Raw genomic sequence first — 23,969 nt, 5'->3', positions numbered from 1 at the left:
GCTCCCCCCGGTTCCCCCGGTTCCCCCCGGTTACTGCTCGGCCTGCTTCTTCCCCGCCTTGTCCGCCTTTTCCGCCTTCTCCGCTTCCTTCGCCGCCTTGGCCGCCTCGGTTATCTGCCGTTTGGCGGCGGTCGCGTACATGTCGACGTACTCCTGGCCGGACAGCTTCATGATCTCGTACATGACCTCGTCGGTCAGGGCGCGCAGGACGAACCGGTCGTGCTCCATGCCGTGGTAGCGGCTGAAGTCCAGGGGCGCGCCGATGCGGATGCCGGGCCGCATCAGCTTGGGCACGACCTTGCCGGGCGGCTGGATCTTCTCGGTGTCGATCATGGCGACCGGGATGACCGGCGCGCCGGTGGCCAGCGCCACCCGGGCCAGGCCGCCGGGCTTGCCCCGGTACAGCCGCCCGTCGGGCGAGCGGGTGCCCTCCGGGTAGATCCCGAACAGCTCGCCGCGCTCCAGCACCTCGATGCCGCTGCGGACCGCCGCCTCCCCGGCGCCGCGCGCCCCGGAGCGGTCCACCGGGAGCTGGCCGACGCCCTTGAAGAAGGCCGCGGTGAGCCGGCCCTTGACGCCCGGGGTGGTGAAGTACTCGGCCTTGGCGATGAACGTGACCTTGCGGTCCAGCACGGCCGGCAGGAAGAACGAATCCGAGAAGGACAGGTGGTTGCTGGCCAGGATGGCCGGGCCGGTGGCCGGGATGTTCTCCAGGCCCTCCACCCAGGGCCGGAAGGCGACCTTGAGCGGCCCGCCGATGGCGACCTTCATCGTGCCGTACAACACCCGTGTGCCTCCTGTTTCCGTCGGCAAGACCATAACCCCAAGGACCGTCAATGACCCCGACGACCCTGGTCGGTGTCGGTGCGGTCGCGTACGGTGAAGCACATGCCAGTTCTCCCCGGAGCCGAGCCGTACCGCCACGAGGGCGGTGAGGTGGGCGTCCTGTTCTGCCACGGCTTCACCGGCTCGCCCCAGTCGCTGCGCCCCTGGGCGGAGCACCACGCGGCCCGTGGGCTGACCGTGTCCCTGCCGCTGCTGCCCGGCCACGGCACCCGCTGGACGGACATGCAGCTCACCACCTGGCAGGACTGGTACGCGGAGGTGGACCGCGAGCTGCGCGCGCTCGCCGGCCGCTGCTCCCGGGTGTTCGTGGCGGGCCTGTCGATGGGCGGGGCGCTGGCCCTGCGCCTCGCGGCCCGGCACGGCGGGCGGGTGGCGGGCGTGGTGGTGGTCAACCCGGCGAACAAGGTGCACGGCCTGTCGGCGTACGCCCTGCCGGTGGCCCGGCACCTGGTGCGTTCGACGAAGGGCATCGCCAGCGACATCGCCAAGGAGGGCGCGGCGGAGCTGGGCTACGACCGGGTGCCGCTGCACGCGGCGCACTCGCTGCGGCGGTTCCTGCGCCGGGTGGACGGCGAGCTGCCCCAGGTCACCCAGCCGTTGCTGCTGCTGCGCAGCGCCGAGGACCATGTCGTCCCGGCGGCCGACCCGGCGCGGGTGCTGAGCCGGGTGTCGTCCCGGGACGTCACGGAGATCGTGCTGGAACACAGCTACCACGTCGCGACGTTGGACGTGGACGCGGACCGGGTGTTCGAGGAGAGCCTCGCCTTCATCGGCCGGCTCGCACCCAGTGTCGGCAAGGAAGGGACGGCCGCAGTTGGCTGAGCACGACTCCGACCGCGAGGGCCGGGAGGACCGCGAAGGCCGGGAGGACCGCGACGGCTCCGGGGTCCATGACGGCCCGGGGGCCCGCGGGCCCGGCCGGCAGGAGGTGCCGTTCGACGAGGACGCCGCCTGGCGGGCCATCGTCGCCGGGTTCGGGGAGGAGCCGCCGGACCCGCCGGGTGCCCGGCCGTTCAAGGCCGTGGAGGACCTGGCGCTGCTGGAGAAGAACGCCGTGCCGCCGGACACCGGCAAGGACGCCGGGGGTGAGGAGCCGCCCCCGCGTCCGCTGGGCGGCTCGGTGTCCTTCGCGCCCGGCGTCGGCCCCCGGGTCGGCCCGCGCGACTACTCGGTGGCCGAGCCCTCCGACGACGACTTCGACGAGGACGACGAGGGCCACTTCGTGCCGCCGGAGCCCCCGCCGCTGCCCACCGCCGACACCACCGCCCGGTTCGCCTGGCTCGGTGTGGTCGGCGGGCCCGTCCTGCTGCTGCTGGCGGTGCTGCTGCGCTGGGACATGACCTGGTGGCTGGCGACCCTCGGCATCGGCGGCTTCCTCGGCGGCTTCGTGACGCTGGTCGCCCGGATGCGGACGGACGACGAGGAGGACGACGACCCCGGACGCGGCGCGGTCGTCTGAGGCCGGCCTTGGTGCCTACGACGCCGGGACGCGCAGGGCGGCCAGCACCGGGAGGTGGTCCGAGGCCGCCCGCAGGTCCGCCTCGCGCACGCCCGGCTGGTCCAGCGGCACCCCGCAGCCCAGCACCTCGACGCCCTTCGTGGCGAAGATCGCGTCGATGCGCTGGTGCGGGTCGGCGGGGGTGGAGGTGAACTCGCCGCCCCAGGGCGCGGCCGTACGGCAGTCCCTCAGGCCGGCGGCCAGGCGGCGGAAGGTCCGGCCGTCGGGGCGCTCGTTGAGGTCGCCGCCCGCGACGGCGTGCTCGACGCCGAGCCGGGCGAGCCGGTCGAGGAGCATCCCGCCCTGCTCGTAGCGCTCGTCCTGCTGGAGGGACAGGTGGCAGCTGAGCACCCCGAGGCGGGCGCCGCCGAAGCGGACCACCGCCGTGGCGAAGCCGCGCCGGTGCAGACCCGGGGTGAGGGGCAGCAGGACGTCCTCGGTGCGCTCGACGGTGGCGCGCAGGCCGCACAGGATCGCCGGGCCCGCCGCCGTGGCGCCCCCGGTGAGGATGACCTGGCCGGAGGCCGCCGCGAGCCGCGCCAGCTTCTTGCGCCAGCGGAAGAAGCGGGGGGCCTCCTGGAGGAGGACCAGGTCGGGGGCGCAGGCGGTGATCACTCGGGCCAGCGCGTCGGTGTCGTCGCGCATCGAACGGATGTTGTAGCTCAGGACGCGGAGGGTCGCCGAACCGTCGGGCTCGGTCGCGGAGTCGGGGAGCAGCGCCATGTGGATCAATGTACGCCCACGGCCGAGGGGCGCGGGGAGGCGGGCGACCGCCGCTGTCGTGGCCGGCCGCGCCGCTCCCCGCGCCCCTCGGCGGCGGGGTCCGCTCACATGACCGGGTCGGGCTCCCGGGCCAGGTCCGCCGCGCCCACCATGCCGGCCTTGTTGCCGAGCTGGGCGGCGATCACGTCGGCCACCGGGCGCCAGTTGCCGCCCACCAGCCAGCGCTTGTACGACTTGCGGATCGGGTCGAGGACCAGGTCGCCCTCGTCGGACAGGCCGCCGCCGACGATGAACGCGGACGGGTCGAACAGGGAGGCCAGGTCGGCGAGGCCGGCACCGGCCCAGCGGGCCAGCTCGCGGTAGGAGTCGACGGCGACCGGGCAGCCCTGGCGGGCGGCCATGGAGATGTGCTTGCCCTCGATGCCGTCGGGGGTGCCGTCGCCGAGCGCGAGGAGCACCTCGGCGCGCTCGGGGGTGGCGTTGGCGCGCTGCTTGGCGTAGCGGACCAGGGCGCGGCCGGAGGCGTACTGCTCCCAGCAGCCCTGCGAGCCGCAGCCGCACAGCAGGCCGTCCGGGACCATCCGGATGTGGCCGAATTCGGCGGCCACGCCGAAGTGGCCGCGGCGCAGTTTGTTGCCGATGATGATGCCGCCGCCGAGGCCGGTGCCGAGCGTGATGCAGATGACGTTGCGGTGGCCCTTGCCCGCGCCGAACCTGTACTCGCCCCAGGCGGCGGCGTTGGCGTCGTTCTCGACCACGACGGGGAGGCCGGTGCGGGCCTCGACCTTCTCCTTGAGCGGCTCGTTGCGCCAGTCGATGTTGGGCGCGAAGTACACCGTGGAGCGCTGGCGGTTGACGTAACCGGCCGCTCCGATGCCCACGCCGACGATCTCGTGCCCGGCCCGCGCGCCCTCCACCGCCGAGGCGATGGCGTCCACGATGGCCCCGGGCGTGGTGGGGGTCGGCACCTTGAAGGTCGAGAGGATGTTGCCTTCCTCGTCGACCACGCCGGCCGCGATCTTCGTGCCGCCGATGTCGACGCCGATGGTGAGTCCCATGAATCCCTCAGTTTCGGTCGAGCCCCGCTACGGCCAACCGTACCCGAGGCCCCGCCGCGGCAGGGCGTCAGTCCAGGTCGATACGCTCCCCCGGGCCGGTGCCCTCGCCGCCGTCGCGCCGCTCCGGCCGGTCCCGCGCCGGGTCGGACGTGCGCTCGGTCCAGCGCCGCTCCTGGCCCTGGACGGCGGAGCGGTAGGCGGCGAGCAGTTCGCCCCCGGCCGCGGCGAGATGATCGAAGACGTCCGGGTTGCGCTCGATGACGGGTTCCACGGCGGCCTTGGCCTGCTGGACGGCCTGGCGCACCATCTGCTGGGCCGCCCCTCCGGCGAGGCCGCCGAGCAGCGGGGAGCGCAGGTCGGAGAGCTTGTCGGCGACCGCGTCCACGAGCTTCTTCAGCTCCTCGGCGGCCGAGCCCGGGGGCGGGCCGTGCTCGGCGCGGCGGCGGGCCTGCTCGGCGGCGAGGTCCTCGGCGCAGGCCGTGGCCCAGGCGTCGGCGTCGGTCGCCCGCTCCGGCGGCGGCTCGTGTGCGGGGCGCTCTTCGCTCATGGCGGACTCCTGACTACGGTTCGCCTTTACGACGTTACCCGAACGGGCGTGCCCGGTTCACCGTCCGCCGGCGGGCCACAGGTCCGGGTCGGGGGCGAACCGGATGCGCAGCTCGCCGTCGCGCAGTCCGGCGCCGGCGACGGTGCAGCGGCGCAGCGCGGAGGGCAGCGGAACGATCCGGCGGAAGGGGCCCGCGGTGATCACGAGTTCGTCGCCGCGCCGGAGAAGGTCGAGTTCGTCCCGTATCGCCCCGGGCAGCGGGAGGTGCCAGACCAGGACGCCGTCCTCGGCGATCCGGTCGGTGACGGGCCACCGGACCGGGGCGGGCCGCGGACGGACGGCGGGCACGGCGAGCGCGGCGAGGTCGTCCGCGCCCTGCGGGTCGCGGCCGAGGTGCGGGGCGGGGTGGACGTCGTACGCCCCGCGCCACTCGGCGAGCGTCTTGCGCTGCTGGGCGGTCAGCCCGGCGAGCCAGTCGTCGGAGGCGGTCTCGGGCAGGGTGCGGCTGGCGATCAGGGCCTCGGTGCCCAGGCCGCGCAGGGCGAGGCCGAGGGACGCGGTGCGCAGGGCGTCGGCGCCGGCCGGGCCGGGCTCGGCGACCAGGCGTACGGCGGTGTCCCGGTCGGTGAGGACGGCCTCGACGGCGGCCAGTTCGACGTCCCAGCGGGCCGCCGTCTCGTACAGCCACTCGGCGGGCATGGGGACGCCGGCCAGCCGGCCGAGGACCGGGCGCAGGGCGCGGGCGGCCTGCCGCTCGGGCGGCAGCAGGCGGCGCAGATAGCGGCGCAGTTCCTCGGGCAGGCCGAGCAGGGTGAGGGCGCGCGGGAGCGGCGGGAGGTCGACGACCAGCAGGTCGTGGCGGTCGGACAGGGCCGCGTCCCGCAGGGCGCGCAGGAAGGACAGTTCCTCGGCGCCGGGCAGCGGGGTGACCTCCTCGGCGTCCAGGCGGGCGGCGCCGAGCAGGTCGAGGACGTTCTCGGCGCGGGACTGGAAGGCGGTGAGGTCCCGCCGGAATCCCTCCGCGGGGTCCGGGCGCCAGACGGTCAGGTGCGGCGCGGCCTCGGCGGGGGCCGGTCCCGTCGGGGTGCCCAGGGCCGCACCCGGGGTGTCGGTGCGGTCGGCGCTCAGCAGGAGGGTGCGGTGGCCCGCACGGGCGGAGGCGAGCGCGGTGGCCGCGGCGACGGTCGTCCGGCCGCTGCCGCCCGGGCCCATGATCAGGAGGGTGCGCATGAGGCTGAACCGTACCGCCGGGGCGGGCGGGGAGCCGGAAAGGCTCCGGCCGGGGTGCCGGGAGCTACTTCCCCAGGGACTCGACGCGCCCCTTCAGGCCCGCCAGCGCGCGGTCGATGACGACCTTCTCCGCCTTGCGCTTGATCATGCCGAGCATGGGGATCTTGACGTCGACGGTGAGCTGGTAGGTGACCTCGGTGGCGTCCGTCCCGGCCGGCTTCAGCAGGTAGGAGCCGTCCAGGGAGCGCAGCATCTGGGACTTGACCAGGGTCCAGGAGACCTCGTGTTCGCCGTGCCAGGTGTAGGCGAGGGTCTGGTCGTCCTTGATGGCGCCGGCGTCCATGACCAGGCGGACCCGCTCGGCGCGGCCCTGCTCGTCGGCGGAGAGGACCTCCGCCTCCTTCACCTCGCCGGTCCAGTCCGGGTAGCGCGCGAAGTCGGCGATCACCGCCATGACGTCGGCGGGAGCCGCCTCGATCGTGATGCTCGAACTGGTGTGTTCCGCCATCGCCGTGGCTCCTCCGGATGCGCGCCGTGTGGGAGAGGTGGTGTGTGCGCCGGACCGCGCACGTGTGTGCAGCGTGAAGGCTACCGCGCCGCCGACCTGCCGCCTTCACCCCGTCTGACGTGCCTCACCACTCCAGGACCCAGGGGGTGCCGGTGCCCGCGAAGTGCCCCACGTTCACGCACTCGGTGACGCCGATCCGCATGCGGCGCGCGAGCGGCTGGTGCACATGGCCGAAAAGCGCGTACCGGGGCCGGGTGCGGCGGATGGCGTCGAGCAGGGCCCGGCTGCCCCGTTCGAAGCGGCGGGCCACGGTGTCGTAGACCAGTTCGGGCACCTCGGGCGGGATGTGGGTGCACAGCACGTCGACCTCGCCGACGGCCTCGATCTTCGCCGCGTACTCCTCGTCGCCGATCTCGTACGGGGTGCGCATCGGGGTGCGCAGGCCGCCGCCGACGAAGCCGAAGGTCCAGCCGCCGATCTCCACCCGCTGTCCGTCGAGGACCGTGGTGCCGGGCCGGGCGTACTCCTGCCAGAGCTGCGGCATGTCGACATTGCCGTACGTGGCGTACGTCGGGGTGGGGAACGCGGCGAACAATTCGTCGTACTGCCGGCGCACCGCCTTCTCGATGGCGGCGGCCCGGTCGGTGCCGATGCCGGCCCACAGCCGGGCCCCGAACTCGTGGGCCTCCGCGAACCGGCGGGCGGTGCGCAGCTCGACGATGCGGTCGGCGTTCTCCTTGCCGAACAGGTCGGGGAAGATGCCGCGCGAGTGGTCGGCGTAGTCGAGGAAGAGGACGAGGTCGCCCAGGCAGACCAGGGCGTCGGCACCGTCGCCGGCCCGGGCGAGGTCGCGGGCGTTGCCGTGCACGTCGCTGACCACGTGGACCCGGGTCCGCCGGTCGCCGGTGCGTGTGGATGCCATGGTGATCAAGGGTAGGCGTGAGGGGCGGAGGTGAACAGTGCGGGGCCGGCCTGCGGTTACTCGCCGGTCGGTTGGGCCGTGGACTACTGTGCGCGAAGGAAAGCCCGCGTGTGTGACGCAGCGAACATCTCGCCGGGACCCCCTGTCGTAGACGCCATACCGGCGGGTAACGTCCGGGCAGTCCAGTCGTGCTCGGATTTCAGCCACCGAAGACCCGAGCACCTGCCCGAGCCTTGGACCGCACCGTCGCATCGCACAACGTCGTGGCGCCGGCGCCCTATGAGGAGCAGCAGTCTTGCGCGAGTTCAGCCTTCCGGCTTTGTACGAGGTCCCCGCCGACGGGAATCTGACCGACATCGTCCGCAGAAACGCCGCGCAGCACCCCGACGTCGCCGTCATCGCCCGCAAGTCGGGGGGTGTCTGGCAGGACGTGACCGCCCGGGAGTTCCTGGACGAGGTGCGCACCGCCGCCAAGGGCCTGATCGCCGCGGGGGTCCAGCCGGGCGACCGGGTGGGCCTGATGTCCCGGACCCGCTACGAGTGGACGCTGCTGGACTTCGCGATCTGGAGCGCGGGCGCCGTCACCGTGCCGGTGTACGAGACCAGTTCGCCGGAGCAGGTGCGCTGGATCCTGTCCGACTCGGGCGCGACGGCCTGTGTGGTGGAACTGGCGGGCCACGCGGCGGCCGTGGAATCGGTGCGCGAGTCGCTGCCCGCGCTGAAGCACGTCTGGCAGATCGAGGCCGGGGCCGTGGCCGAGCTGGGCCGGCTCGGGCAGGGGGTGTCGGACGAGACGGTGGAGGAGCGCGGCTCGCTCGCCCGGGCCGACGACCCGGCGACCATCGTGTACACCAGCGGCACCACCGGGCGCCCCAAGGGCTGTGTGCTCACCCACCGCAGCTTCTTCGCCGAGTGCGGCAACGTGGTGGAGCGGCTGCGCCCGCTGTTCCGCACCGGCGAGTGCTCCGTGCTGCTCTTCCTGCCCCTCGCCCACGTCTTCGGGCGGCTGGTGCAGGTGGCGCCGATGATGGCGCCGATCAAGCTGGGCTGTGTCCCGGACATCAAGAACCTCACCGACGAACTCGCCGCGTTCCGGCCGACGCTGATCCTCGGCGTGCCGCGGGTCTTCGAGAAGGTGTACAACGCGGCGCGCGCCAAGGCACAGGCCGACGGCAAGGGAAAGATCTTCGACAAGGCGGCGGACACCGCGATCGCCTACAGCAAGGCGCTGGACACCCCGCCCGGCCCGTCGTTCGGCCTGAAGCTGAAGCACAAGGTCTTCGACAAGCTGGTCTACGGCAAGCTGCGCGCGGTGCTCGGCGGCCGGGGCGAGTACGCCATCTCCGGCGGTGCCCCGCTCGGCGAGCGGCTCGGCCACTTCTTCCGGGGCATCGGCTTCACGGTGCTGGAGGGGTACGGGCTGACCGAGTCCTGCGCGGCGACCGCGTTCAACCCGTGGGACCGGCAGAAGATCGGCACGGTCGGACAGCCGCTGCCCGGCTCGGTGGTCCGCATCGCGGACGACGGCGAGGTGCTGCTGCACGGCGAGCACCTGTTCAAGGAGTACTGGAACAACCCGGGCGCCACGGCGGAGGCGCTGGCCGACGGCTGGTTCCACACCGGTGACATCGGCACCCTGGACGAGGACGGCTATCTGCGGATCACCGGCCGGAAGAAGGAGATCATCGTCACGGCGGGCGGCAAGAACGTGGCCCCCGCGGTGATCGAGGACCGGATCCGGGCGCACGCACTGGTCGCGGAGTGCATGGTGGTGGGCGACGGGCGGCCGTTCGTGGGCGCGCTGGTCACCATCGACGAGGAGTTCCTGGGCCGTTGGGCCGCCGAGCACGGCAAGCCGGCGGGCTCCACGGCGGCGTCGCTGAAGGACGACCCGGATCTGCTCGCGGCGATCCAGACGGCGGTGGACGACGGCAACGCGGCGGTCTCCAAGGCGGAGTCGGTGCGCAAGTTCCGTGTCCTGTCCGCGCAGTTCACGGAGGAGTCGGGGCATCTGACGCCGTCGCTGAAGCTGAAGCGGAACGTGGTGGCGAAGGACTACGCGGACGAGATCGAGGCGATCTACGCCAAGTAGCCGGCGGCGCCGTCCGGGGTGCCGGGTCCCTTCCGGGGCGCGTCAGTCCAGCAGCGTCCTCAGGTTCTCCGCCAGCAGGTCCCAGCGCCACTTCTCCTCCACCCACCCGCGGCCCCGCTCGCCCATCCGCCGGCGCAGGGCGGGGTCCTGGAGGAGGGTGACGATGCGGTCGGCGGTCCCGGCGGGCTCGCCGCCCCTGACCACCCAGCCGGTCTCGCCGTCCAGGACCGCGTCGGGGGCGCCGCCCGAGTCGCCCGCGACGACCGGCAGCCCGGTCGCGGAGGCCTCCAGGTAGACGATGCCGAGGCCCTCCACGTCCAGGCCGCCGCGCCGGGTGCGGCAGGGCATGGCGAACACGTCCCCGGCGCCGTAGTGCGCGGGCAGTTCCGGCCAGGGCACGGCGCCGGTGAAGCGGACCGAGCCGGCCACGCCGGTCTCCCGGGCGAGGCGGCGCAGGTCCCGTTCGTAGGGGCCGCCGCCGACGATCAGCAGGACGGTGTCCGGTTCGGCGGCCAGGATGCGGGGCATGGCCTGGATCAGCGTGTCCTGGCCCTTGCGCGGCACCAGCCGGGAGACGCAGACCACGACCGGCCGGTCGGTGAGGCCGAGCCGGGCGCGGACCGCGTCGCCGCCGGAGCCGGGATGGAAGGTCTTCTCGTCCACCCCCGGGGGCAGTTGCACCATCCGCGCCGCCGCCTGCGGGGTCAGGGCGGTGGCGATCCGGGAGCGGGTGTACTCGCCGAGGTAGGTGAGCGTGTCCGTGGACTCCCCGATGCGGCGCAGCAGCCGCCGGGCGGCGGGCAGCTGGGCCCAGCCGGCCTCGTGGCCGTGGGTGGTGGCCACCAGCCGCTCGGCGCCGGCCCTGCGCAGCGCGGGGGCCATGAGCCCGAGCGGGGCCGCCGCGCCGAACCACACCGCGGTGCACCCGTGCTCGCGCAGCAGCCCGGCCGCCCGCCGGGTGGCCGCCGGGGTGGGCAGCAGCATGGTGGTGCGGTCGCGCACGACGGTGAACGGCTGTTCGGCGTCGAAGGCGGCGGTGGCCTCGGCGCCCTCCCGGCCGCGCTTCCAGGTGGAGGCGTAGACGACCAGCCGGCCGGGGTCCAGGCGCAGGGCCATGTTGTGCAGGAAGGCCTGGATGCCGCCCGGCCGGGGCGGGAAGTCGTTGGTGACGATCAGGGTCTTTCGCATCGCCGCCGACCCTACCGAACGGGCCGTACCGGGCCGGGCGGGGACGGGTGTGTGGCACGCACGCGGGTTCGGGGGACATCATGGTCGCTCGAAACGGGATTCGAACGGCAGGGGATCAGGTGGAGACGAAGGGCACCGGACGGTCCCCGCTGTGGCCGCTCGCGGTCTGGGCCGTGACGCGCGCGGCCCTGCTGTTGTCCGTGTTCCGGGTGTACGTCTTCCCGGGCCCGGACGTCACCTCGGACGTGTCGGTGATCTACCGCGGCTGGTACGAGGTGCTGCGCCAGGGAACGTTTCCGCTGGACGACGTGACCTGGCAGTACCCGCCCGCCGCCGCCCTCGCGATCCTCTCCCCCGGCGCCCTGCCGTTCCTGTCGTACGCGCACGCCTTCTTCGTGCTGGCGTGCCTGTGCGACGCCGTGGTGCTGGCGCTGCTGGCGTACGCGGCGCGCCGGCCGGGCCGGTCGGCGCGCGGGGTCTGGGTGTGGGTGGCGGGCGTGCCGCTGCTCGGGCCCACGGTGTACGCCCGCTACGACCTGATGGTGACCGCGGTGGCCGTGGCGGCGCTGCTGGCCGGGGCCCGTCATCCGCGGGCGATGGGGGCGCTGGCCGCGGTCGGGGCGCTGGTGAAGGTGTGGCCGGCGCTGCTGCTGGCCGGTGCCGTCCGGCGGCGGGCGTGGGTGTCGGCGGCGGTGACCGGGGCGGGCGTGGCGCTGCTGTTCGCGCTGTCCATGCCGGGCGCCTTCGCGTTCCTGACCTTCCAGCGGGACCGGGGCACCGAGGTGGAGTCGCTGGGCGCCCTGGTCTTCCATGTGGCCCGGCACTTCGGCTGGCGGGGCGAGGTGCTGCTGAACTACGGCTCGGTGGAGTTCCTGGGCCCGTGGGTGGACGTGGTGAGCGGGGCCGCCCTGGCGCTGACCGGGATCGCGTTCGGCTGGCTGCTGCTGTGGCGGCTGCGCGCGCGGCGCCTGACCGGGGCCGTCCTCGCGGACGCGGCCCTGACGGCGGTGCTGCTGTTCACGGTGACCAGCCGGGTGATCAGCCCGCAGTACCTGGTGTGGCTGGTCGGGCTGGCCGCCGTCTGTCTGACGCACCGGGCGAGCCGGATGGGGCCGCCCGCGCTGATGATCGTGGCGGCGTCCCTCCTGACGGTCCTGGAGTTCCCGGCCGGCTTCGCGCACGTGGTGCAGAGCGACGGCTACGGCGTGACGCTGCTGGTGCTGCGCAACGGCCTGCTGGTCGCGGCCACGCTCGGCGCGGCCCGGCGGCTGTGGCGCGCGACCGTCCCGCCCCGGCCGGGCGCTCCCGCACCCCCTCAGGCCGCGCGGACCACGGAGACCCCGGTCTCCTCCTGACGCCGGACCAGTGCCGGCAGCACCGCCGCGCCCGCGCACTGCACGGCCATCGCGAGCGCCATCGCCAGGGAGATCCCGGGCAGACCGAGACCGGACAGCGCGTGGGCCAGGGGCAGTTGGACGGCGGTGCCGAGCAGGGTGACCCACAGCAGCGCGGGCGCCGCCCCGCTGCCCTCGAAGACCCCGCCGAGCGCGATGAAGCAGGCCATCAGCAGCAGGTAGGGGCCGGTGCAGCGCAGGAACAGCACGCTCTGGGCCGCCACGTCGGGGCCGGCGCCGAAGACGGCCGCGATCCAGGGGGCGGTGACCGCGAACAGGACGGCGGCCAGCAGGCCGAGCGTGCCCGACACCAGCACCGCCTGGCGCCCGATGTCCCGGCGCGCGTCCAGGCCGGCGCCCCTGGTGTGCGCGGTGTGGATGGCCGCGGCCTGGCGCACGGCGTAGAAGGCCATCGTGGCGGCGTACAGGACCTTGTAGGCGATCGAGTAGGCGGCCACCGCCGTCACCCCGAGCCGGGCCACGATCGCCACCAGCACCAGGGCCCCGCCCTGCCGCACGGTGAAGTCGGCGGCCATGGGCAGTCCGGTGGCGAGCGTGCGGCGCAGGGCGGCCGGGGTGCCCCCGGCGGGGCGGGCCCCCTCGCCCGCGCCGGGCAGCGCGGCGCGGCGCAGCACGCGCAGGCCCGCCGCCAGGGCCACGGCACGGCACAGCACGGTGGAGGCGGCGGCGCCCCGGACGCCGCAGAGGTGGATCAGGACGGGGTCGCAGAGCAGGATCAGGCCGTTGGCCAGCAGGGCGAGCCGCATGGGGGTGCGGGTGTCGCCGGTGCCCTTCAGGATGCCGTCGACGAGCTGCTGGGCGAAGAAGACGGCCATGCCGGGCAGGGAGAGCGCGAAGTAGGCGGCGGCCAGGCGGCGGGCCGCGCCGTCGGCGCCGAGCACGAGGGCGGCCAGTGGCTCGCGCAGCAGGAAGCCGCCCACCGCGACCACGGGCGTGACCAGGGCGGCGAGCGCGGTGCCGCCGCGGACGGCGGAGCGCAGGGCGGCGGGGTCCCGGGCGCCGCGCGCGTGCGCCACCAGCACGGTCGTGCCCGAGGCGAAGACGAGGGCCACGCCGAGCAGCACGTTCTCGGTGCTGGTGGCCACGGCCACGGCGGCGACGGCGGGGCCGCCGAGCCGGGAGACCCAGAGGGTGTTGATGATCCCGGAGGCGACGGAGGCGAGCAGGGAGAGGTAGACCGGGCGGGCGAGGGAGACGAGCTGCTTGCGGTGGGCGTTCATACACGGGCTCCTCGAAACGAGCTACCTCGTTTCGAGATAGCTCGATTAGAGGTAGCATGGGAGCCGGTTCCGCGCAACGGGCGGACCGCGAGGAGGAGGCGCGCGTGCTGGAGCTGTCGATCCTGGGGTTCCTCGCCGAGGAACCCCTGCACGGCTACGAACTGAAGGACCGCATCAAGGCGCTCAGCGGGCATGTCCGTCCGGTCAGCGACGGCGCGCTGTACCCGGCCATCAACCGGCTGCTCGCCGCCGGCCTGCTCGATGAGCGCAGCGAGGAGGGCGCGAGCGCGGCCCCGCGCCGGGTGCTGTCGCTGACCGACCAGGGGCGCGCGGAGCTGCTGGAGCGGCTGCGCCACCCCAAGCAGGCGGAGATCACCGACCACGTCCGCTTCAACGCGGTCCTCGCCTTCCTGCGCCACCTGGACGACCCCGCCGCGCAGGCCGCCGTCCTGCGCCGCCGGCTGGACTTCCTCCAGGCCCCGACGAGCCTCTTCTACCGGGACGGCGAGCCGGTGCGCGCCGAGGACGCCGGGGACCTGTTCCGGGAGGGCGTGCTGCGGGTCGCGCGGGCCACCGGACAGGCCGAGCGGGCCTGGCTGCGGGAGGCGATCGGCGTGCTGGACGAGGCGTAGGACCGCTCAGCGCAGCCGGGCGGTGACGTAGGCGTGCCAGCGGTCGGTGAACGCCCGCGGGGTCGTGCCGAGCACCGTGCGCAGGGCCTGTTCGACCGCGCCCGGCCGCGTGCCGTGGGCGCCCACGGCACGGTAGAAGGCGCCGAGCCGGGCCGCGCCCCACTGTTCGGCGATCATCCGGCAGGCCAGCCAGCCGCTCTCGTAGGCCCGCGCCAGCTTCACGGGGTCGCTGGTGAAGCCGAAGTCCTTGTCGCCGGGCAGGTCCCGGGGTTCGTCGCCCTCCCGGACGGCCCGGGCCAGTTCGGGGGCGGCCTCCGCGGGGGTGCGGCCGGTGCCGAGGTAGCCGACATAGTCGGCGTAGCCCTCGGACAGCCACAGCGGGGTGGCGGCGGTGGTGTCCGCCCGGGTGGCCACATGCGTCGTCTCATGGGTGAGGACGATCTGCTTGCCGGCGTCGCCGAGCAGCGCGTACGCCTCCGGGTTGACCACCACCCGGTCCGCGGGCGCCCGCCCCGAGCCGCCCGCCTCCCCCGTGGTGACCGCCGCGATGCCCTTGTAGTCGGCGGCGGGCGCGCCGAGCAGATCCGCCATGCCCGCCAGCGACTCGGGGACGAGGACGACCACCCGGCGGCTCCAGCGCGTGCCCCACGCCCCGGAGACGGCCGGGACCGCCCGGTCGGCCAGCCGGGCGAACCCGGTCAGACCGGCCGGGCCACCGGTGCCGAGCACCAGGCTGCGCGCGCCCCGCACGGCGCTCACCGTGCCCTGGTCCCACAGCTGCTGCCCGGCCTCGCGGGCGGGCCGCTCGGCGGTGACGTACCAGTGGCCGTCTGCGGTGCGGCCCAGGGTGAGGGTGCGGCGGGTGTCGACCGGGGCCCTGTCGTAGCCGGCGACGCGGTAGCTCAGGTCGGTGTCGGCGGTGGCGCCGGCGGCGGTGCGGCGCACGGTGGTGACCCGGTAGCCGAAGGAGGCCAGCGGCAGGGCCCGCAACCGGGTGTACTGGGCGCGGGTGCCCGTCGCGGCGTACGCCTGCTCGTCGTGGCCGAGCAGAGCGGCCGAGCGCCGGTCGAGCATCCGCTGCACCTCGGTGCGCACCGGATCGGCCGCCGGACGCCGGTCGCACCCGGTGAGCGGCAGCAGCAGCGCGAGCCCCACGGCTCCGACGCCCCACACCCGCCCGCGATCAGTCACGGCCCGATCGTACGGCGCGGGGCGCGGTCAGGGCCGGGTGACCGAGGAGACCGGCATCATGCCGACCGGGTCGTAGCGCACCGGGGCGCCGGGATAGGGCGCGTGGATGACCTGGCCGTGGCCCGCGTACAGCGCCACGTGGCTGGCGTCGGAGCGGTAGACGACCAGGTCGCCGGGGCGGGCCTGGGCGAGCGGGACCCGCCGGCCGGCGAACCGCTGCTCCTGTGAGGTGCGCGGCAGCCGGACGCCGGCGTGCGCGTACGCCCACTGCGTCAGGCCCGAACAGTCGAAGCCCGTGGGGCCGTTGGCGCCCCACACATAGGGGCGGCCCAGGGCGGCGCGGGCGGCGGCCAGGGCGGCGGCGGCCCGGCCGGCGGGGGCATCGGCGGCGGCCGGAGCGGGCAGGTCCGGGCGGCTGCCGCGGGAGGCGCGGGCCAGGGCGGCGCGTTCGCCGGCGGGCATGGCGTTGATCAGCTGCCGGGCCCGGGCGAGCTTGCGCTCCACGGTCCGCTTGTGGGCGGCCACCGCCCGGCGGCTGCGCTCGAGTTCGGCGAGGGTGCCGGCGGCCTCCGCGCGTTCCTGGGCCAGTTCGCGCAGCGCGGCCCGCAACTCCCTGAGCCGGCCGGCCTGGCGGGCACCGAGGCGGTCGAGGGTGGCCGCCTTGTCCAGGTAGTCCTCGGGGTCGGCGGAGAAGAACAGGGCGACGGCCGGGTCGATGCCGCCGGACCGGTACTGGGCGCCGGCCAGCGAACCGAGCTGCTCGCGCAGGTCGTTGACGCGCTGCTGCTGCCGGGCCAGGTGGTCCCGGGCGAGGCGCAGGTGCCGGCGCAGTTCACCGGCGCGCTCGTCGGCCCGGTCGTAGGCCTGGGTCGCCTTCTCGGCCTCCGCGTACAGCCGGTCCACCTCGGCGCGGCTCCCGCCGCCCGGTGCCGCGTGCGCCGGTACGGCGCCGAGCGCCGCGGCGGCCGACAGCACGCACAGGGCGGCGGCGCCCCGGTCGAATCCGGAGGGTGCAAGGCGGCGGTGGGACCCCACGGCAGTCCTTCTGCTGGCGGACGTCGGACCGTTTCCCCGGCGCCGGGGACGGGGAGGCCCCGGCGCCGGGGAAACGCGGCAGACAGTAGCCGCGCGCGGGGGCCCGGACCAAAGACCTCGGCGTCAACACATGCTGACGCCCCGCCGCTGACGCAGGTCAACGGCGGGGCGCGGGGTCAGTTCCGGCTCGGGTGATTCGCCCGTTCGGGCGCCACCGTGTCCGTGTGTCGCGGGCGGATCAGACGCGCACGCCCCACATGAACGGACCGCCGATGGTGCTCATGGACTCGTAGCGGACGACCGTGCCGGTGCGCGGGGCGTGCAGGACCTGGCCGTTGCCCGCGTACAGACCGACGTGGTGCAGGTCGTTGAAGAAGAAGACCAGGTCGCCGACCTTCAGGTCGCTGACCGAGGTGATCCGCGTGCCGATCTGGGACTGCGCCTCGGAGGTGCGCGGGATGGAGACGTCGGCCTGGGCGTAGGCCCAGGAGGTCAGGCCCGAGCAGTCGAAGGAGGAGGGGCCGGTGGCGCCGTAGACGTACGGCGAGCCGAGCCTGGTCTGGGCGGCGGCGAAGGCCGCCTGGGCCCGGTTGGAGGCGGGCACGGACTCACCGAGGTCGGGACGCTCGCTGCCGCCGCCGGTGGAGCGGTTGGCGCGCTCCTGGCTCTCCTGGGCGCGCTTCTGGCTCTCCTGGGCGCGCTTCTGGTCCTGCTCGGCGAGCTGCTGCTTCTCCTTGGCGGTCAGGGTGTTCAGCAGCCGCTGGGCCTCGCCGAGCTTGCTCTGGACTTCCTTCTTCTTCTTGCCCAGCTCGGTGCGGGTGGCGGAGAGGTCCTTGAGCTTCTCGGTGGCCTCGGCCCGCTCCTGGGCGAGTTCGCGCTGCTTGTCCTGGATCTTCTTCAGCGCGTCGACCTGCTGGCTGCTCAACTGGTCGAGCGTGGAGGCCTTGTCGAGGTAGTCGTCCGGGTCGGAGGACAGGAACAGCTGGACCGAGGCGTCGATGCCGCCGGAGCGGTACTGCGCGGTGGCCAGCGAACCCAGGCCGTCGCGCAGCTTGTTGAGCTCCTCCTGGCCGCGGGCGACGTTGTCCTGGATGGTGGAGATTTCCTTCTGCAGCTTCTGCTGCTTCTCCTTGGCGCCGTTGTACTTCTCGGTCGCCTGCTCGGCCTGCTCGTAGAGCTTGTCGACCTTCGCCTTCACCTCGTCCTTGCTCAGCTTCTCGCTGGGAGCGGCGTTGGCGGCGTTCGCGCTGAGCGCGACGGCAGCGGCGGCTGCGGTGGTCAGCACGGTCACGCGGGTGCGACTCGGCTGCTTGGGTCGACGATGGGACGCCACGGAGGGGGAACTCCTTCTTGAGAGTGATCACCCGTTCGGAGGTTCGAGCCAGACCCTAGTGACCTAGTTGTGATCAGTTCAAATCCTCACGGCAAAAAAACCCGCCACGTCCTGCATTCTTTGCACATAACTCACACGCGGTGAGGCACATCTGACACTACGTCGCGTGACGATACGTCCAATTCGGGCGCAACCCCCGCCGGTTGGACCTTCAGGACAGCCGCTTGAGAAGCACCGCGGAAGCCACCGGCCGGGCGCCCGCCTTGGCGACGCCGTCGGCGACCTCCCGGTCGGTGGAGGCGACGATGACCGGGCGCCCCGGCGGCTCCGCGCGCACCAGTTGCCGGATCAGCTCGTCGGCGGTGACACCCGGCTTGGAGAACAGCACCCGCACCCCGCGCGGCGGCGCGAGCAGCACCGGCGCGGCCAGTTCGGCGCCGTCGAAGACACAGGTGACCTCGGCCCCGGTCTGCGCGGCGAGCGCGGAGAGCTGGCCCAGCAGCCGCAGCCGCTGCTTCTCCAGCGGCATCTGCGGATAGCCGGTCTTGGTCACGTTGTAGCCGTCGACGACCAGATGCGCCTGCGGCAGGGCCAGCAACTGGTCGAGAATGGCCGGGTCGTTCTCCGACAGGGCGCGCGCCGCGATGTCCTTCGGGGTCATCCGGCCCGGCTCCACCGCGTCGACCGTCTCGGCCGGGCGCACCGACACCGGCGGCAGGGCGAGTTCCCGCCTGAGCCCCTGGGTGGCGTCCAGCAGGGTGTCGAGCAGCAGCCGTACCCGCATGTCCTCCACGCTGCGGCCCTCCCGGGCCGCCCGGCGGGTGGCCTCCAGCGCGGCCTCGGCCTCGCCGAGGCGGGCCTTGAGCCGCCGGGACTCGCTCTCCGCGGCCGACGCCCGCGCGTGCGCCTCGGCGCGTACGGCGTCGATCTCGCCGTGCGCCTTGCGCAGCGCGGCCTCGCCCCGCTTGACGTCGCTGAGCGCGGCACGCAGCTTGCGGTGCAGCGACTCGGCCTCCTTGCGCGCCGACTCCAGTTCCGCGCGCAGCCGTTCGGTCTCGGCGCGGGTGTGGTCGCGGGCCTGCGCCAGCTCGGCGCGCAGTCGCTCCAGCTCGGCCCGGCTCTCCTCACCGGCCCGCTCGGCGTCCGCGCGCAGGGCCTCCTCGCCGGCCGCGGTGACCAGCTTCACCCAGCCCGCCGGGCGCAGCACATAGGCCGCGGCGGCCACGTCGAGCGGGTCGGCGGCCGGGGGCGGGGAGCCGGCGTCGAGGGCTCCGGCCAGTTCCGGCTGCGCCTCGCGGAAACGCTCTCCGATCCGCTGCCGGAACAGCGCGTCCGTCTCCAGCGCCGCCGCCATCGCGTTCCCGGCGAACTTCGCCCGGCGGTTCGGGGCGAACCGGGCATACTGCCTCAGCTGGGCGGGCAGCTCCGCCAGGGTCAGCCCGCCGAAACCGTCCGAGACGATCTGCACGACCCGTCGGCGCACGCCGTCGGGCAGCGGACGGTCAAGCACCTCGGCGGTGCCGTCCTCCGGCCCCCCGCCTGCGGTCTCCACCATCCGTCACACACCCCAATACCGGAAAAAGCCTCTCCGGGGGCCGCTCCGCTCAGGAGCCGGCGCCCGGCCTGTCCACGAGTTCCACCTGGTCCACCGCGTTGCACCAGCGGCAGCGCACCGACTCGATGGTCTCACTGACCACCTCGCGCTCCTCCACCGTCGGCTCACCGGCCAGGTCCAGGTGCACGTACTCGACGACCTTCGACGAGCGGGTCACGTCGAAACGGGTGAGGTTGCCGCAGAGGGCGCAGCGCCACCGGGTCGTGGCGGTCGGCAGGGGAACCGTCATCGCGCTGGTCCGCTCCTTCTCGTGTCGGTCCGCGCCGCTCCCCGACGCGTGTGGCTCGTAACCCTACGGCCTGGCGGGTGCCCGCCGCCCGTCCGTTCACAGCGGCGAGGCGGTCTGTCAGCTTGCGTCCCGTTACGTCATGCTCTGTAGTCATGATCAGCTCCAGGAGCACGGCGGCCGGCAGGACCCTCAGGGCGGTCCGGGACACCCCGGCGCCGGTGACGTGCGGCCTCATCGCCCTGTGCTGTGTGATCTTCGCCCTCGGCCCGGCCTCCGGGCTGGTGCCGGGGTACGGCACCGGGGACGCGCTGCTCGCAGCGCAGCGGGCGTACTTCCGGCGCTGGGGCGTGGTCCCGGCCGAGCTGTTCGACGGGCCGGCCGGGGCCGCGCTCACCCCGGCCACCGCGCTGTTCGTGCACGGCAGCTGGGTGCACCTGCTCGGCAACATGCTCTTCCTCTTCGTCTTCGGGGCGATGACCGAGGAGCGGATGGGCCGGGTGGAGTTCACCCTCTTCTACGTCGGCTGCGGCTGCGGCGCCCTGCTCGGCTACGCGGCGGCCAACGCCACCTCCGGACAGTCGCTGGTCGGTGCCTCCGGTGCGGTCTCGGCGGTCCTCGGAGCCTTCCTGTACCTGTTCCCCCGAGCGCGGGTGACCAGTCTGCTGCCGTTCCTGTTCTTCCTGCCGCTGCGCTTCCCGGCCTGGATCGTGCTGCCCTGCTGGGCGGCCCTGCAGTGGCTGGCGGCCGAGCGCGCCCCCGACGGGCCCGGGGTGGCCTACCTCGCCCACCTGGTGGGCTTCGGCCTCGGCTTCGGCTACGCGTGGGTGCGCTACGGACGTACCACTAGAGTGAAGGACGCACCGGCTCCGGTCACCGAGGGAGAGAGACAACCGTGATCACCGCGATCGTTCTGATCAAGACCAGCGTGGACCGGATCCCCGAGATCGCGGAGCGGATCGCCGCGCTGGACAGCGTGAGCGAGGTCTTCTCGGTCACCGGCACGTACGACCTGATCGCCATGGTCCGGGTCGCCCGGCACGAGGACCTCGCCGAGGTCATCCCCGGCCGCATCAGCAAGATCCCCGGTGTGCAGGGCACTGACACCCACGTCGCCTTCCGCACCTACTCCCAGCACGACCTGGAGGCCGCGTTCGCGATCGGCCTGGACAGCTAGGCCCTGCCTCCACCGCCGCGCCGCCGGTGCCCGGGGGGCGCGGGAGCGACCGCCGCGGACGACCGGGGCGTGCTCTGGGTCGCGCGCACACCTGGCCGCCGGCCACCACCGTGCACGGACCGCCCGCCAGGCCGTGGGCCCGGCCCGGGAGCCGTCGGCCGCCCGGACCGCGAAGTCCGTGCCGGATGCGGAGCCGGTGGCCCTCGGGACCGTCCCGGCGTCTGCCTCCCGGCGTCACAGCCGCCGTCCACCGCCGGTCCGCAAGCCCTGGCGTCCGGCGGGAACCTCCGCGGACAGGGTGCGGACAGGGTGGTGCCGACGAGGGCGACGGTCCGCACGCGGGTACCCGCGACCACCTGCGCGTCCAGCGCCGGCAGGGCGCCGCCGCACGGCAGGACCGGCCCGGCGTGGCGCCGCCGGTGCTCGGAGCCGTCCCGGAAGGCCGCGCGCGGGACGCGGCCGGAGGCACGGACGGCGAAGCCGTCCGCCCAGGTCGTACCGTCGGCGCGGCACGGCCGCCGCGGCGCGTTCCACGCCGGGCGACGGCCCCTCGGCGGGCGGCCGGTACCCGGCCCTCGCACCGGCACCACGGGATGCCCGCCGCCCCAGCGGCCCCCGGCCATGACCACGGCTCCCCCGCGGGAGACGGGATCCGGGGGCGTCGTTCACACCGCCGGCACGCAGCGGCCCTCCTCCGTGCGGTACTGCCACTTCGCGCCGTCCCGGACCAGTTCGCGGACGGCGTTCACGAAGCGGTCCACGTGTTCGTCGGGGGTGCCCGCGCCGAAGCTGACGCGGATGGCGTTGAGGGACTTCTCGCCGGGGGCCGCCTCGGGTGCGCCGCACTCGCCCTGGGTCCCCGGGTCGGTGCCGAGCAGGGTGCGCAGCAGCGGGTGGGCGCAGAAGAGGCCGTCGCGGACGCCGATGCCGTACTCGGCGGAGAGCGCGGCGGCGAAGTGCGAGCTGTTCCAGCCGTCGACGACGAAGGAGAGGACACCGACGCGCGGGGCGTCGTCGCCGAACAGGGACAGCACGCGCACCTCGGGGACGTCGGCCAGGCCCGCGCGGACCTTGGCGATCAGGTGCTGTTCCCGGGCGACCAGGGTGTCCCAGCCGGCCTCGGTGAGGGCCTTGCAGGCGGAGGCGATGGCGTAGGCGCCGATGACGTTCGGGGAGCCGGCCTCGTGACGGGCCGCGGTCTCGTGCCACTCGACGGCCACCCCGCCGTCCTCGCGCCGGCTGACCCGGCGGCTGGCGCCGCCGCCCGCGAGGTACGGCTCGGCCGCCTGGAGCCAGTCGGCGCGGCCGGCCAGGACACCGGAGCCGAAGGGGGCGTACAGCTTGTGGCCCGAGAAGGCGATCCAGTCGACATCGAGGTCCGCGACGGAGACCGGGTGGTGCGGGGCGAGTTGGGCGGCGTCCAGGACGATCCGGGCGCCGTGGGCGTGCGCGGCGGCGGCCAGTTCGCGCACCGGCCACAGCTCGCCGGTGACGTTGGAGGCGCCGGTGACGCAGACCAGGGCGGGGCCGTACGGGTCGCGGTCGGCGAGGGCCCGCTCCAGGATCTCCACGGCCTGGCCGGGGGTGCGCGGGGCGTCGAGGTAGGTGACGTCCGCGTGCTGCCAGGGCAGCAGGGAGGCGTGGTGCTCGGTCTCGAAGACGAACACCTGGCAGCCGGCCGGGACCACCCGGGCCAGCAGGTTCAGGGAGTCGGTGGTGGAGCGGGTGAAGACCACCTGGTCGCCGGCCCGGCAGCCGAGGAACTCGGCGACCGTCTTGCGGGCGTTCTCGAACAGGTCGGTGGAGAGCTGGGAGAGGTAGCCGGCCCCGCGGTGGACGCTGCCGTAGTACGGGGCGTAGGCGGCGACGTCGTCCCAGACGCGCTGGAGGGCGGGGGCGCTGGCCGCGTAGTCCAGGGCCGCGTAGGTCACCTCTCCCCCGGTGACCAACGGAACGGTGACATCTCGCCCCAGAACGGGCAGAGGGGTGCAAAGCGACTGGTCGGCGGCAGCGGTGCAGACAGACATGGCGGACTCCCGTGAAGGAATACAAGGAAGACGAGGAAGGCGAGGAAGGGAAACAAGGAGAGAAAAGGGTGTGCGGAGGCGGGGCTCTGCGGCCCTAAAGCATTCGCTTGCTCACGGAAGACTCCTCGACGACCAGGATCCCTGGTGGCACGAGGGATCCGCGCTTGCCGTGGACCTTGCTGTCCACGGCCTGGTCTTCACCCGGGGCACCCCGCCACGGACGGAGGGTTGCCGGACAGTCGGCCGGGGCCTCATGACTGTCACTCATGACCTGGTACAGGAACGTACGTGAAGTGATCGCCGTCCCGCAACCCGGTGTCCGGATCGCGGGACGGTACAACCGGCGCCGGGTCAGGCGTTGCTGGCGGCCACCCAGCGCTCCAGCACCCGCCCGGCCGCGCCGGAGTCGACGGACTCGGCGGCCTTCGCGAGCCCCGCGCGGATCTGGTCGGCGAGCGGCTCGTCCGTCGGGTCCAGGGCCACCAGCGCCGCCGCCGAGTTCAGCAGGACGGCGTCCCGTACGGCACCCCGCTCGCCGTCCAGCAGCCGGCGGGCGACCTGGGCGTTGTACGCCGGGTCACCGCCGCGCAGCGCCTCCACCGGAACCAGGCCGATGCCGACGTCCCGGGGGTCGAAGGACTCCTCGGCCACCTTGCCGTCGCGCACCACCCAGACCCGGGAGGTGGCCGTCGTGGTCAGCTCGTCCAGCCCGTCGTCGCCGCGGAAGACCAGCGAGGAGTTTCCGCGTTCGGCGAGCACGCCCGCGACGATCGGGGCCTCGCGGGCGACGGCCACGCCGACCGCCTGGGCCCGCACCCGGGCCGGGTTGGTCAGCGGACCGAGCAGGTTGAACACCGTACGGATGCCCAACTGCCCGCGCGCGGCGCCGACATGGCGCAGCGCGGGGTGGAACTTCACGGCGAAGCAGAAGGTGATCCCGGCCTCCTGCGCGACTTCGGCCACCCGGCGGGGCGTGAGGTCGAGGTTGACCCCGAGCTTCTCCAGCACGTCGGAGGAGCCGGACGCCGAGGACGCGGCCCGGTTGCCGTGCTTGACGACCCTGGCGCCCGTGCCGGCGACGACGAGGGAGGCCATCGTGGAGATGTTCACCGTCTTGGCCCCGTCGCCGCCGGTGCCGACGATGTCGACGGTGCGGCCGGGCACCTCGATCACGTTCGCGTGCCGGTACATGGTGCGGACCAGGCCGGTGATCTCCTCGACCGTCTGTCCCTTCGCGCGCAGCGCCACCGCGAACCCGGCGATCTGCGCGTCGGTCGCCTCGCCGCGCATGATCTTGTCCATCGCCCAGGCGGTGTCGTCCGCGGACAGGTCCCGGCCCTCCAGCAGGCCGTTCAGCAGGACGGGCCAGGAGCGGCCCGCCGCGGTGTCGCCTCCAGCGGGGGTCACAGCGCTCATTGCCGCTCCTTGTCCAGATGCCTGCTCGTCGTACACCACCCTATCCAGCCGGGCACGCGCCGAGGGGCCC

Annotated in this window: 23 protein-coding genes and 1 riboswitch; of the genes, 7 read left to right on the top strand and 16 right to left on the bottom strand. The window is 74.1% G+C overall.

Features of this window, described 5'->3' with window-relative positions; translation table 11 throughout:
* Positions 1-30: 30 nt before the first annotated feature.
* Positions 31-783 carry a lysophospholipid acyltransferase family protein gene (locus tag AB0E62_RS11010; protein WP_362191319.1) on the bottom strand — a complete coding sequence of 251 codons (753 nt, stop codon included), beginning with the start codon at positions 781-783 and terminating at the stop codon, positions 31-33.
* Positions 784-888: 105 nt separating this feature from the next.
* Between AB0E62_RS11010 and AB0E62_RS11005 the strand changes: the two genes are divergently transcribed.
* Positions 889-1,668, top strand: a complete 780-nt coding sequence (locus AB0E62_RS11005) for an alpha/beta fold hydrolase (RefSeq protein ID WP_362190988.1) — start codon at positions 889-891, stop codon at positions 1,666-1,668.
* Positions 1,661-2,305: a hypothetical protein gene (locus AB0E62_RS11000; RefSeq protein ID WP_362190986.1), complete on the top strand. Its 645-nt coding sequence runs from the start codon at positions 1,661-1,663 to the stop codon at positions 2,303-2,305. The genes AB0E62_RS11005 and AB0E62_RS11000 overlap by 8 nt, the downstream gene beginning before the upstream one ends.
* 15 nt (positions 2,306-2,320) lie before the next feature.
* Here the strand turns inward: AB0E62_RS11000 and AB0E62_RS10995 are convergent, their stop codons facing one another.
* The 6 genes from AB0E62_RS10995 to AB0E62_RS10970 form a co-directional block, all read right to left on the bottom strand.
* Positions 2,321-3,067 (bottom strand): endonuclease/exonuclease/phosphatase family protein, encoded by a 747-nt coding sequence (locus AB0E62_RS10995; protein ID WP_362190984.1) that lies wholly within the window; start codon positions 3,065-3,067, stop codon positions 2,321-2,323.
* A gap of 104 nt (positions 3,068-3,171) precedes the next feature.
* Positions 3,172-4,125, bottom strand: coding sequence for an ROK family glucokinase (locus AB0E62_RS10990; RefSeq protein WP_362190982.1), 954 nt, complete (start codon positions 4,123-4,125; stop codon positions 3,172-3,174).
* A gap of 67 nt (positions 4,126-4,192) precedes the next feature.
* Positions 4,193-4,672, bottom strand: coding sequence for a DUF5304 domain-containing protein (locus AB0E62_RS10985; RefSeq protein ID WP_362190980.1), 480 nt, complete (start codon positions 4,670-4,672; stop codon positions 4,193-4,195).
* Positions 4,673-4,729: 57 nt separating this feature from the next.
* Positions 4,730-5,902: an ArsA-related P-loop ATPase gene (locus AB0E62_RS10980; protein ID WP_362190978.1), complete on the bottom strand. Its 1,173-nt coding sequence runs from the start codon at positions 5,900-5,902 to the stop codon at positions 4,730-4,732.
* Between the two features lie 64 nt (positions 5,903-5,966).
* The gene (locus AB0E62_RS10975) at positions 5,967-6,410 is read right to left on the bottom strand and encodes an SRPBCC family protein (protein ID WP_362190976.1); all 444 of its coding nucleotides are present in this window, start codon (positions 6,408-6,410) and stop codon (positions 5,967-5,969) included.
* Between the two features lie 124 nt (positions 6,411-6,534).
* The gene (locus AB0E62_RS10970; RefSeq protein ID WP_362190974.1) at positions 6,535-7,332 is read right to left on the bottom strand and encodes a metallophosphoesterase; all 798 of its coding nucleotides are present in this window, start codon (positions 7,330-7,332) and stop codon (positions 6,535-6,537) included.
* A 295-nt stretch (positions 7,333-7,627) separates the two neighbouring features.
* Here AB0E62_RS10970 and AB0E62_RS10965 point away from each other — a divergent pair, with 295 nt between their 5' ends.
* Positions 7,628-9,424, top strand: a complete 1,797-nt coding sequence (locus AB0E62_RS10965; RefSeq protein ID WP_362190972.1) for an AMP-dependent synthetase/ligase — start codon at positions 7,628-7,630, stop codon at positions 9,422-9,424.
* 42 nt (positions 9,425-9,466) lie between these two features.
* Here the strand turns inward: AB0E62_RS10965 and AB0E62_RS10960 are convergent, their stop codons facing one another.
* On the bottom strand, positions 9,467-10,612 hold the full coding sequence (locus AB0E62_RS10960; protein ID WP_362190970.1) for a glycosyltransferase family 4 protein: 1,146 nt from the start codon (positions 10,610-10,612) through the stop codon (positions 9,467-9,469).
* Between the two features lie 119 nt (positions 10,613-10,731).
* On the opposite strand from AB0E62_RS10960, the gene AB0E62_RS10955 reads away from it, so the two are divergent.
* Positions 10,732-11,967, top strand: coding sequence for a glycosyltransferase family 87 protein (locus tag AB0E62_RS10955; protein ID WP_362190968.1), 1,236 nt, complete (start codon positions 10,732-10,734; stop codon positions 11,965-11,967).
* Here AB0E62_RS10955 and AB0E62_RS10950 read toward each other — a convergent pair.
* Positions 11,928-13,247 carry an MATE family efflux transporter gene (locus tag AB0E62_RS10950; protein WP_362190966.1) on the bottom strand — a complete coding sequence of 440 codons (1,320 nt, stop codon included), beginning with the start codon at positions 13,245-13,247 and terminating at the stop codon, positions 11,928-11,930. The two genes, AB0E62_RS10955 and AB0E62_RS10950, sit on opposite strands and share 40 nt — an antisense overlap.
* Before the next feature lie 104 nt (positions 13,248-13,351).
* Here AB0E62_RS10950 and AB0E62_RS10945 point away from each other — a divergent pair, with 104 nt between their 5' ends.
* Positions 13,352-13,879 carry a PadR family transcriptional regulator gene (locus AB0E62_RS10945; protein WP_362191317.1) on the top strand — a complete coding sequence of 176 codons (528 nt, stop codon included), beginning with the start codon at positions 13,352-13,354 and terminating at the stop codon, positions 13,877-13,879.
* 6 nt (positions 13,880-13,885) lie between these two features.
* On the opposite strand, the gene AB0E62_RS10940 is transcribed toward AB0E62_RS10945, so the two are convergent.
* From AB0E62_RS10940 to AB0E62_RS10920, 5 genes are all read right to left on the bottom strand, one after another.
* On the bottom strand, positions 13,886-15,034 hold the full coding sequence (locus AB0E62_RS10940) for a hypothetical protein (protein WP_362191315.1): 1,149 nt from the start codon (positions 15,032-15,034) through the stop codon (positions 13,886-13,888).
* A gap of 63 nt (positions 15,035-15,097) precedes the next feature.
* Positions 15,098-16,105 (bottom strand): NlpC/P60 family protein, encoded by a 1,008-nt coding sequence (locus tag AB0E62_RS10935; RefSeq protein WP_362190964.1) that lies wholly within the window; start codon positions 16,103-16,105, stop codon positions 15,098-15,100.
* Between the two features lie 238 nt (positions 16,106-16,343).
* On the bottom strand, positions 16,344-17,438 hold the full coding sequence (locus AB0E62_RS10930) for an NlpC/P60 family protein (RefSeq protein WP_362190962.1): 1,095 nt from the start codon (positions 17,436-17,438) through the stop codon (positions 16,344-16,346).
* Positions 17,439-17,649: 211 nt separating this feature from the next.
* The gene (locus tag AB0E62_RS10925) at positions 17,650-18,993 is read right to left on the bottom strand and encodes an NYN domain-containing protein (RefSeq protein ID WP_362190960.1); all 1,344 of its coding nucleotides are present in this window, start codon (positions 18,991-18,993) and stop codon (positions 17,650-17,652) included.
* 49 nt (positions 18,994-19,042) lie between these two features.
* Complete coding sequence (locus AB0E62_RS10920) at positions 19,043-19,282, bottom strand: hypothetical protein (RefSeq protein ID WP_029382693.1); 240 nt, start codon at positions 19,280-19,282, stop codon at positions 19,043-19,045.
* A 152-nt stretch (positions 19,283-19,434) separates the two neighbouring features.
* Here AB0E62_RS10920 and AB0E62_RS10915 point away from each other — a divergent pair, with 152 nt between their 5' ends.
* Together AB0E62_RS10915 and AB0E62_RS10910 are read left to right on the top strand one after the other, a co-directional pair.
* A complete protein-coding gene (locus tag AB0E62_RS10915) occupies positions 19,435-20,178 on the top strand; it encodes a rhomboid family intramembrane serine protease (RefSeq protein ID WP_362190958.1) in 744 nt (247 codons plus the stop codon).
* Entirely contained in the window at positions 20,175-20,456 is a 282-nt protein-coding gene (locus AB0E62_RS10910; RefSeq protein WP_362190956.1) for an Lrp/AsnC ligand binding domain-containing protein, read from the top strand. The genes AB0E62_RS10915 and AB0E62_RS10910 overlap by 4 nt, the downstream gene beginning before the upstream one ends.
* A gap of 665 nt (positions 20,457-21,121) precedes the next feature.
* Here AB0E62_RS10910 and AB0E62_RS10905 read toward each other — a convergent pair.
* Complete coding sequence (locus AB0E62_RS10905; RefSeq protein WP_362190954.1) at positions 21,122-22,483, bottom strand: aminotransferase class V-fold PLP-dependent enzyme; 1,362 nt, start codon at positions 22,481-22,483, stop codon at positions 21,122-21,124.
* Positions 22,484-22,638: 155 nt separating this feature from the next.
* Positions 22,639-22,755: riboswitch (SAM riboswitch) on the bottom strand.
* Positions 22,756-22,834: 79 nt separating this feature from the next.
* Positions 22,835-23,899 (bottom strand): anthranilate phosphoribosyltransferase, encoded by a 1,065-nt coding sequence (gene trpD, locus AB0E62_RS10900; RefSeq protein WP_362190952.1) that lies wholly within the window; start codon positions 23,897-23,899, stop codon positions 22,835-22,837.
* Positions 23,900-23,969: the final 70 nt, after the last annotated feature.

The sequence above is a fragment of the Streptomyces sp. NPDC038707 genome (genome assembly GCF_040636485.1).
Lineage (GTDB): Bacteria > Actinomycetota > Actinomycetes > Streptomycetales > Streptomycetaceae > Streptomyces.
The sequence above is the reverse complement of the archived record's forward strand: the minus strand, read 5'-3'. Positions and strand labels throughout refer to the sequence as shown.

Coding starts and splice junctions, on each gene's coding strand:
- AB0E62_RS10905 (WP_362190954.1), bottom strand. CDS start 22,483: ATGTCTGTCTGCACCGCTGCCGCCGACCAGTCGCTTTGCACCCCTCTG.
- AB0E62_RS10970 (WP_362190974.1), bottom strand. CDS start 7,332: ATGGCATCCACACGCACCGGCGACCGGCGGACCCGGGTCCACGTGGTC.
- AB0E62_RS10925 (WP_362190960.1), bottom strand. CDS start 18,993: ATGGTGGAGACCGCAGGCGGGGGGCCGGAGGACGGCACCGCCGAGGTG.
- AB0E62_RS10975 (WP_362190976.1), bottom strand. CDS start 6,410: ATGGCGGAACACACCAGTTCGAGCATCACGATCGAGGCGGCTCCCGCC.
- AB0E62_RS10950 (WP_362190966.1), bottom strand. CDS start 13,247: ATGAACGCCCACCGCAAGCAGCTCGTCTCCCTCGCCCGCCCGGTCTAC.
- AB0E62_RS10990 (WP_362190982.1), bottom strand. CDS start 4,125: ATGGGACTCACCATCGGCGTCGACATCGGCGGCACGAAGATCGCGGCC.
- AB0E62_RS10980 (WP_362190978.1), bottom strand. CDS start 5,902: ATGCGCACCCTCCTGATCATGGGCCCGGGCGGCAGCGGCCGGACGACC.
- AB0E62_RS11005 (WP_362190988.1), top strand. CDS start 889: ATGCCAGTTCTCCCCGGAGCCGAGCCGTACCGCCACGAGGGCGGTGAG.
- AB0E62_RS10985 (WP_362190980.1), bottom strand. CDS start 4,672: ATGAGCGAAGAGCGCCCCGCACACGAGCCGCCGCCGGAGCGGGCGACC.
- AB0E62_RS10960 (WP_362190970.1), bottom strand. CDS start 10,612: ATGCGAAAGACCCTGATCGTCACCAACGACTTCCCGCCCCGGCCGGGC.
- trpD (WP_362190952.1), bottom strand. CDS start 23,899: ATGAGCGCTGTGACCCCCGCTGGAGGCGACACCGCGGCGGGCCGCTCC.
- AB0E62_RS10995 (WP_362190984.1), bottom strand. CDS start 3,067: ATGGCGCTGCTCCCCGACTCCGCGACCGAGCCCGACGGTTCGGCGACC.
- AB0E62_RS10915 (WP_362190958.1), top strand. CDS start 19,435: ATGATCAGCTCCAGGAGCACGGCGGCCGGCAGGACCCTCAGGGCGGTC.
- AB0E62_RS10920 (WP_029382693.1), bottom strand. CDS start 19,282: ATGACGGTTCCCCTGCCGACCGCCACGACCCGGTGGCGCTGCGCCCTC.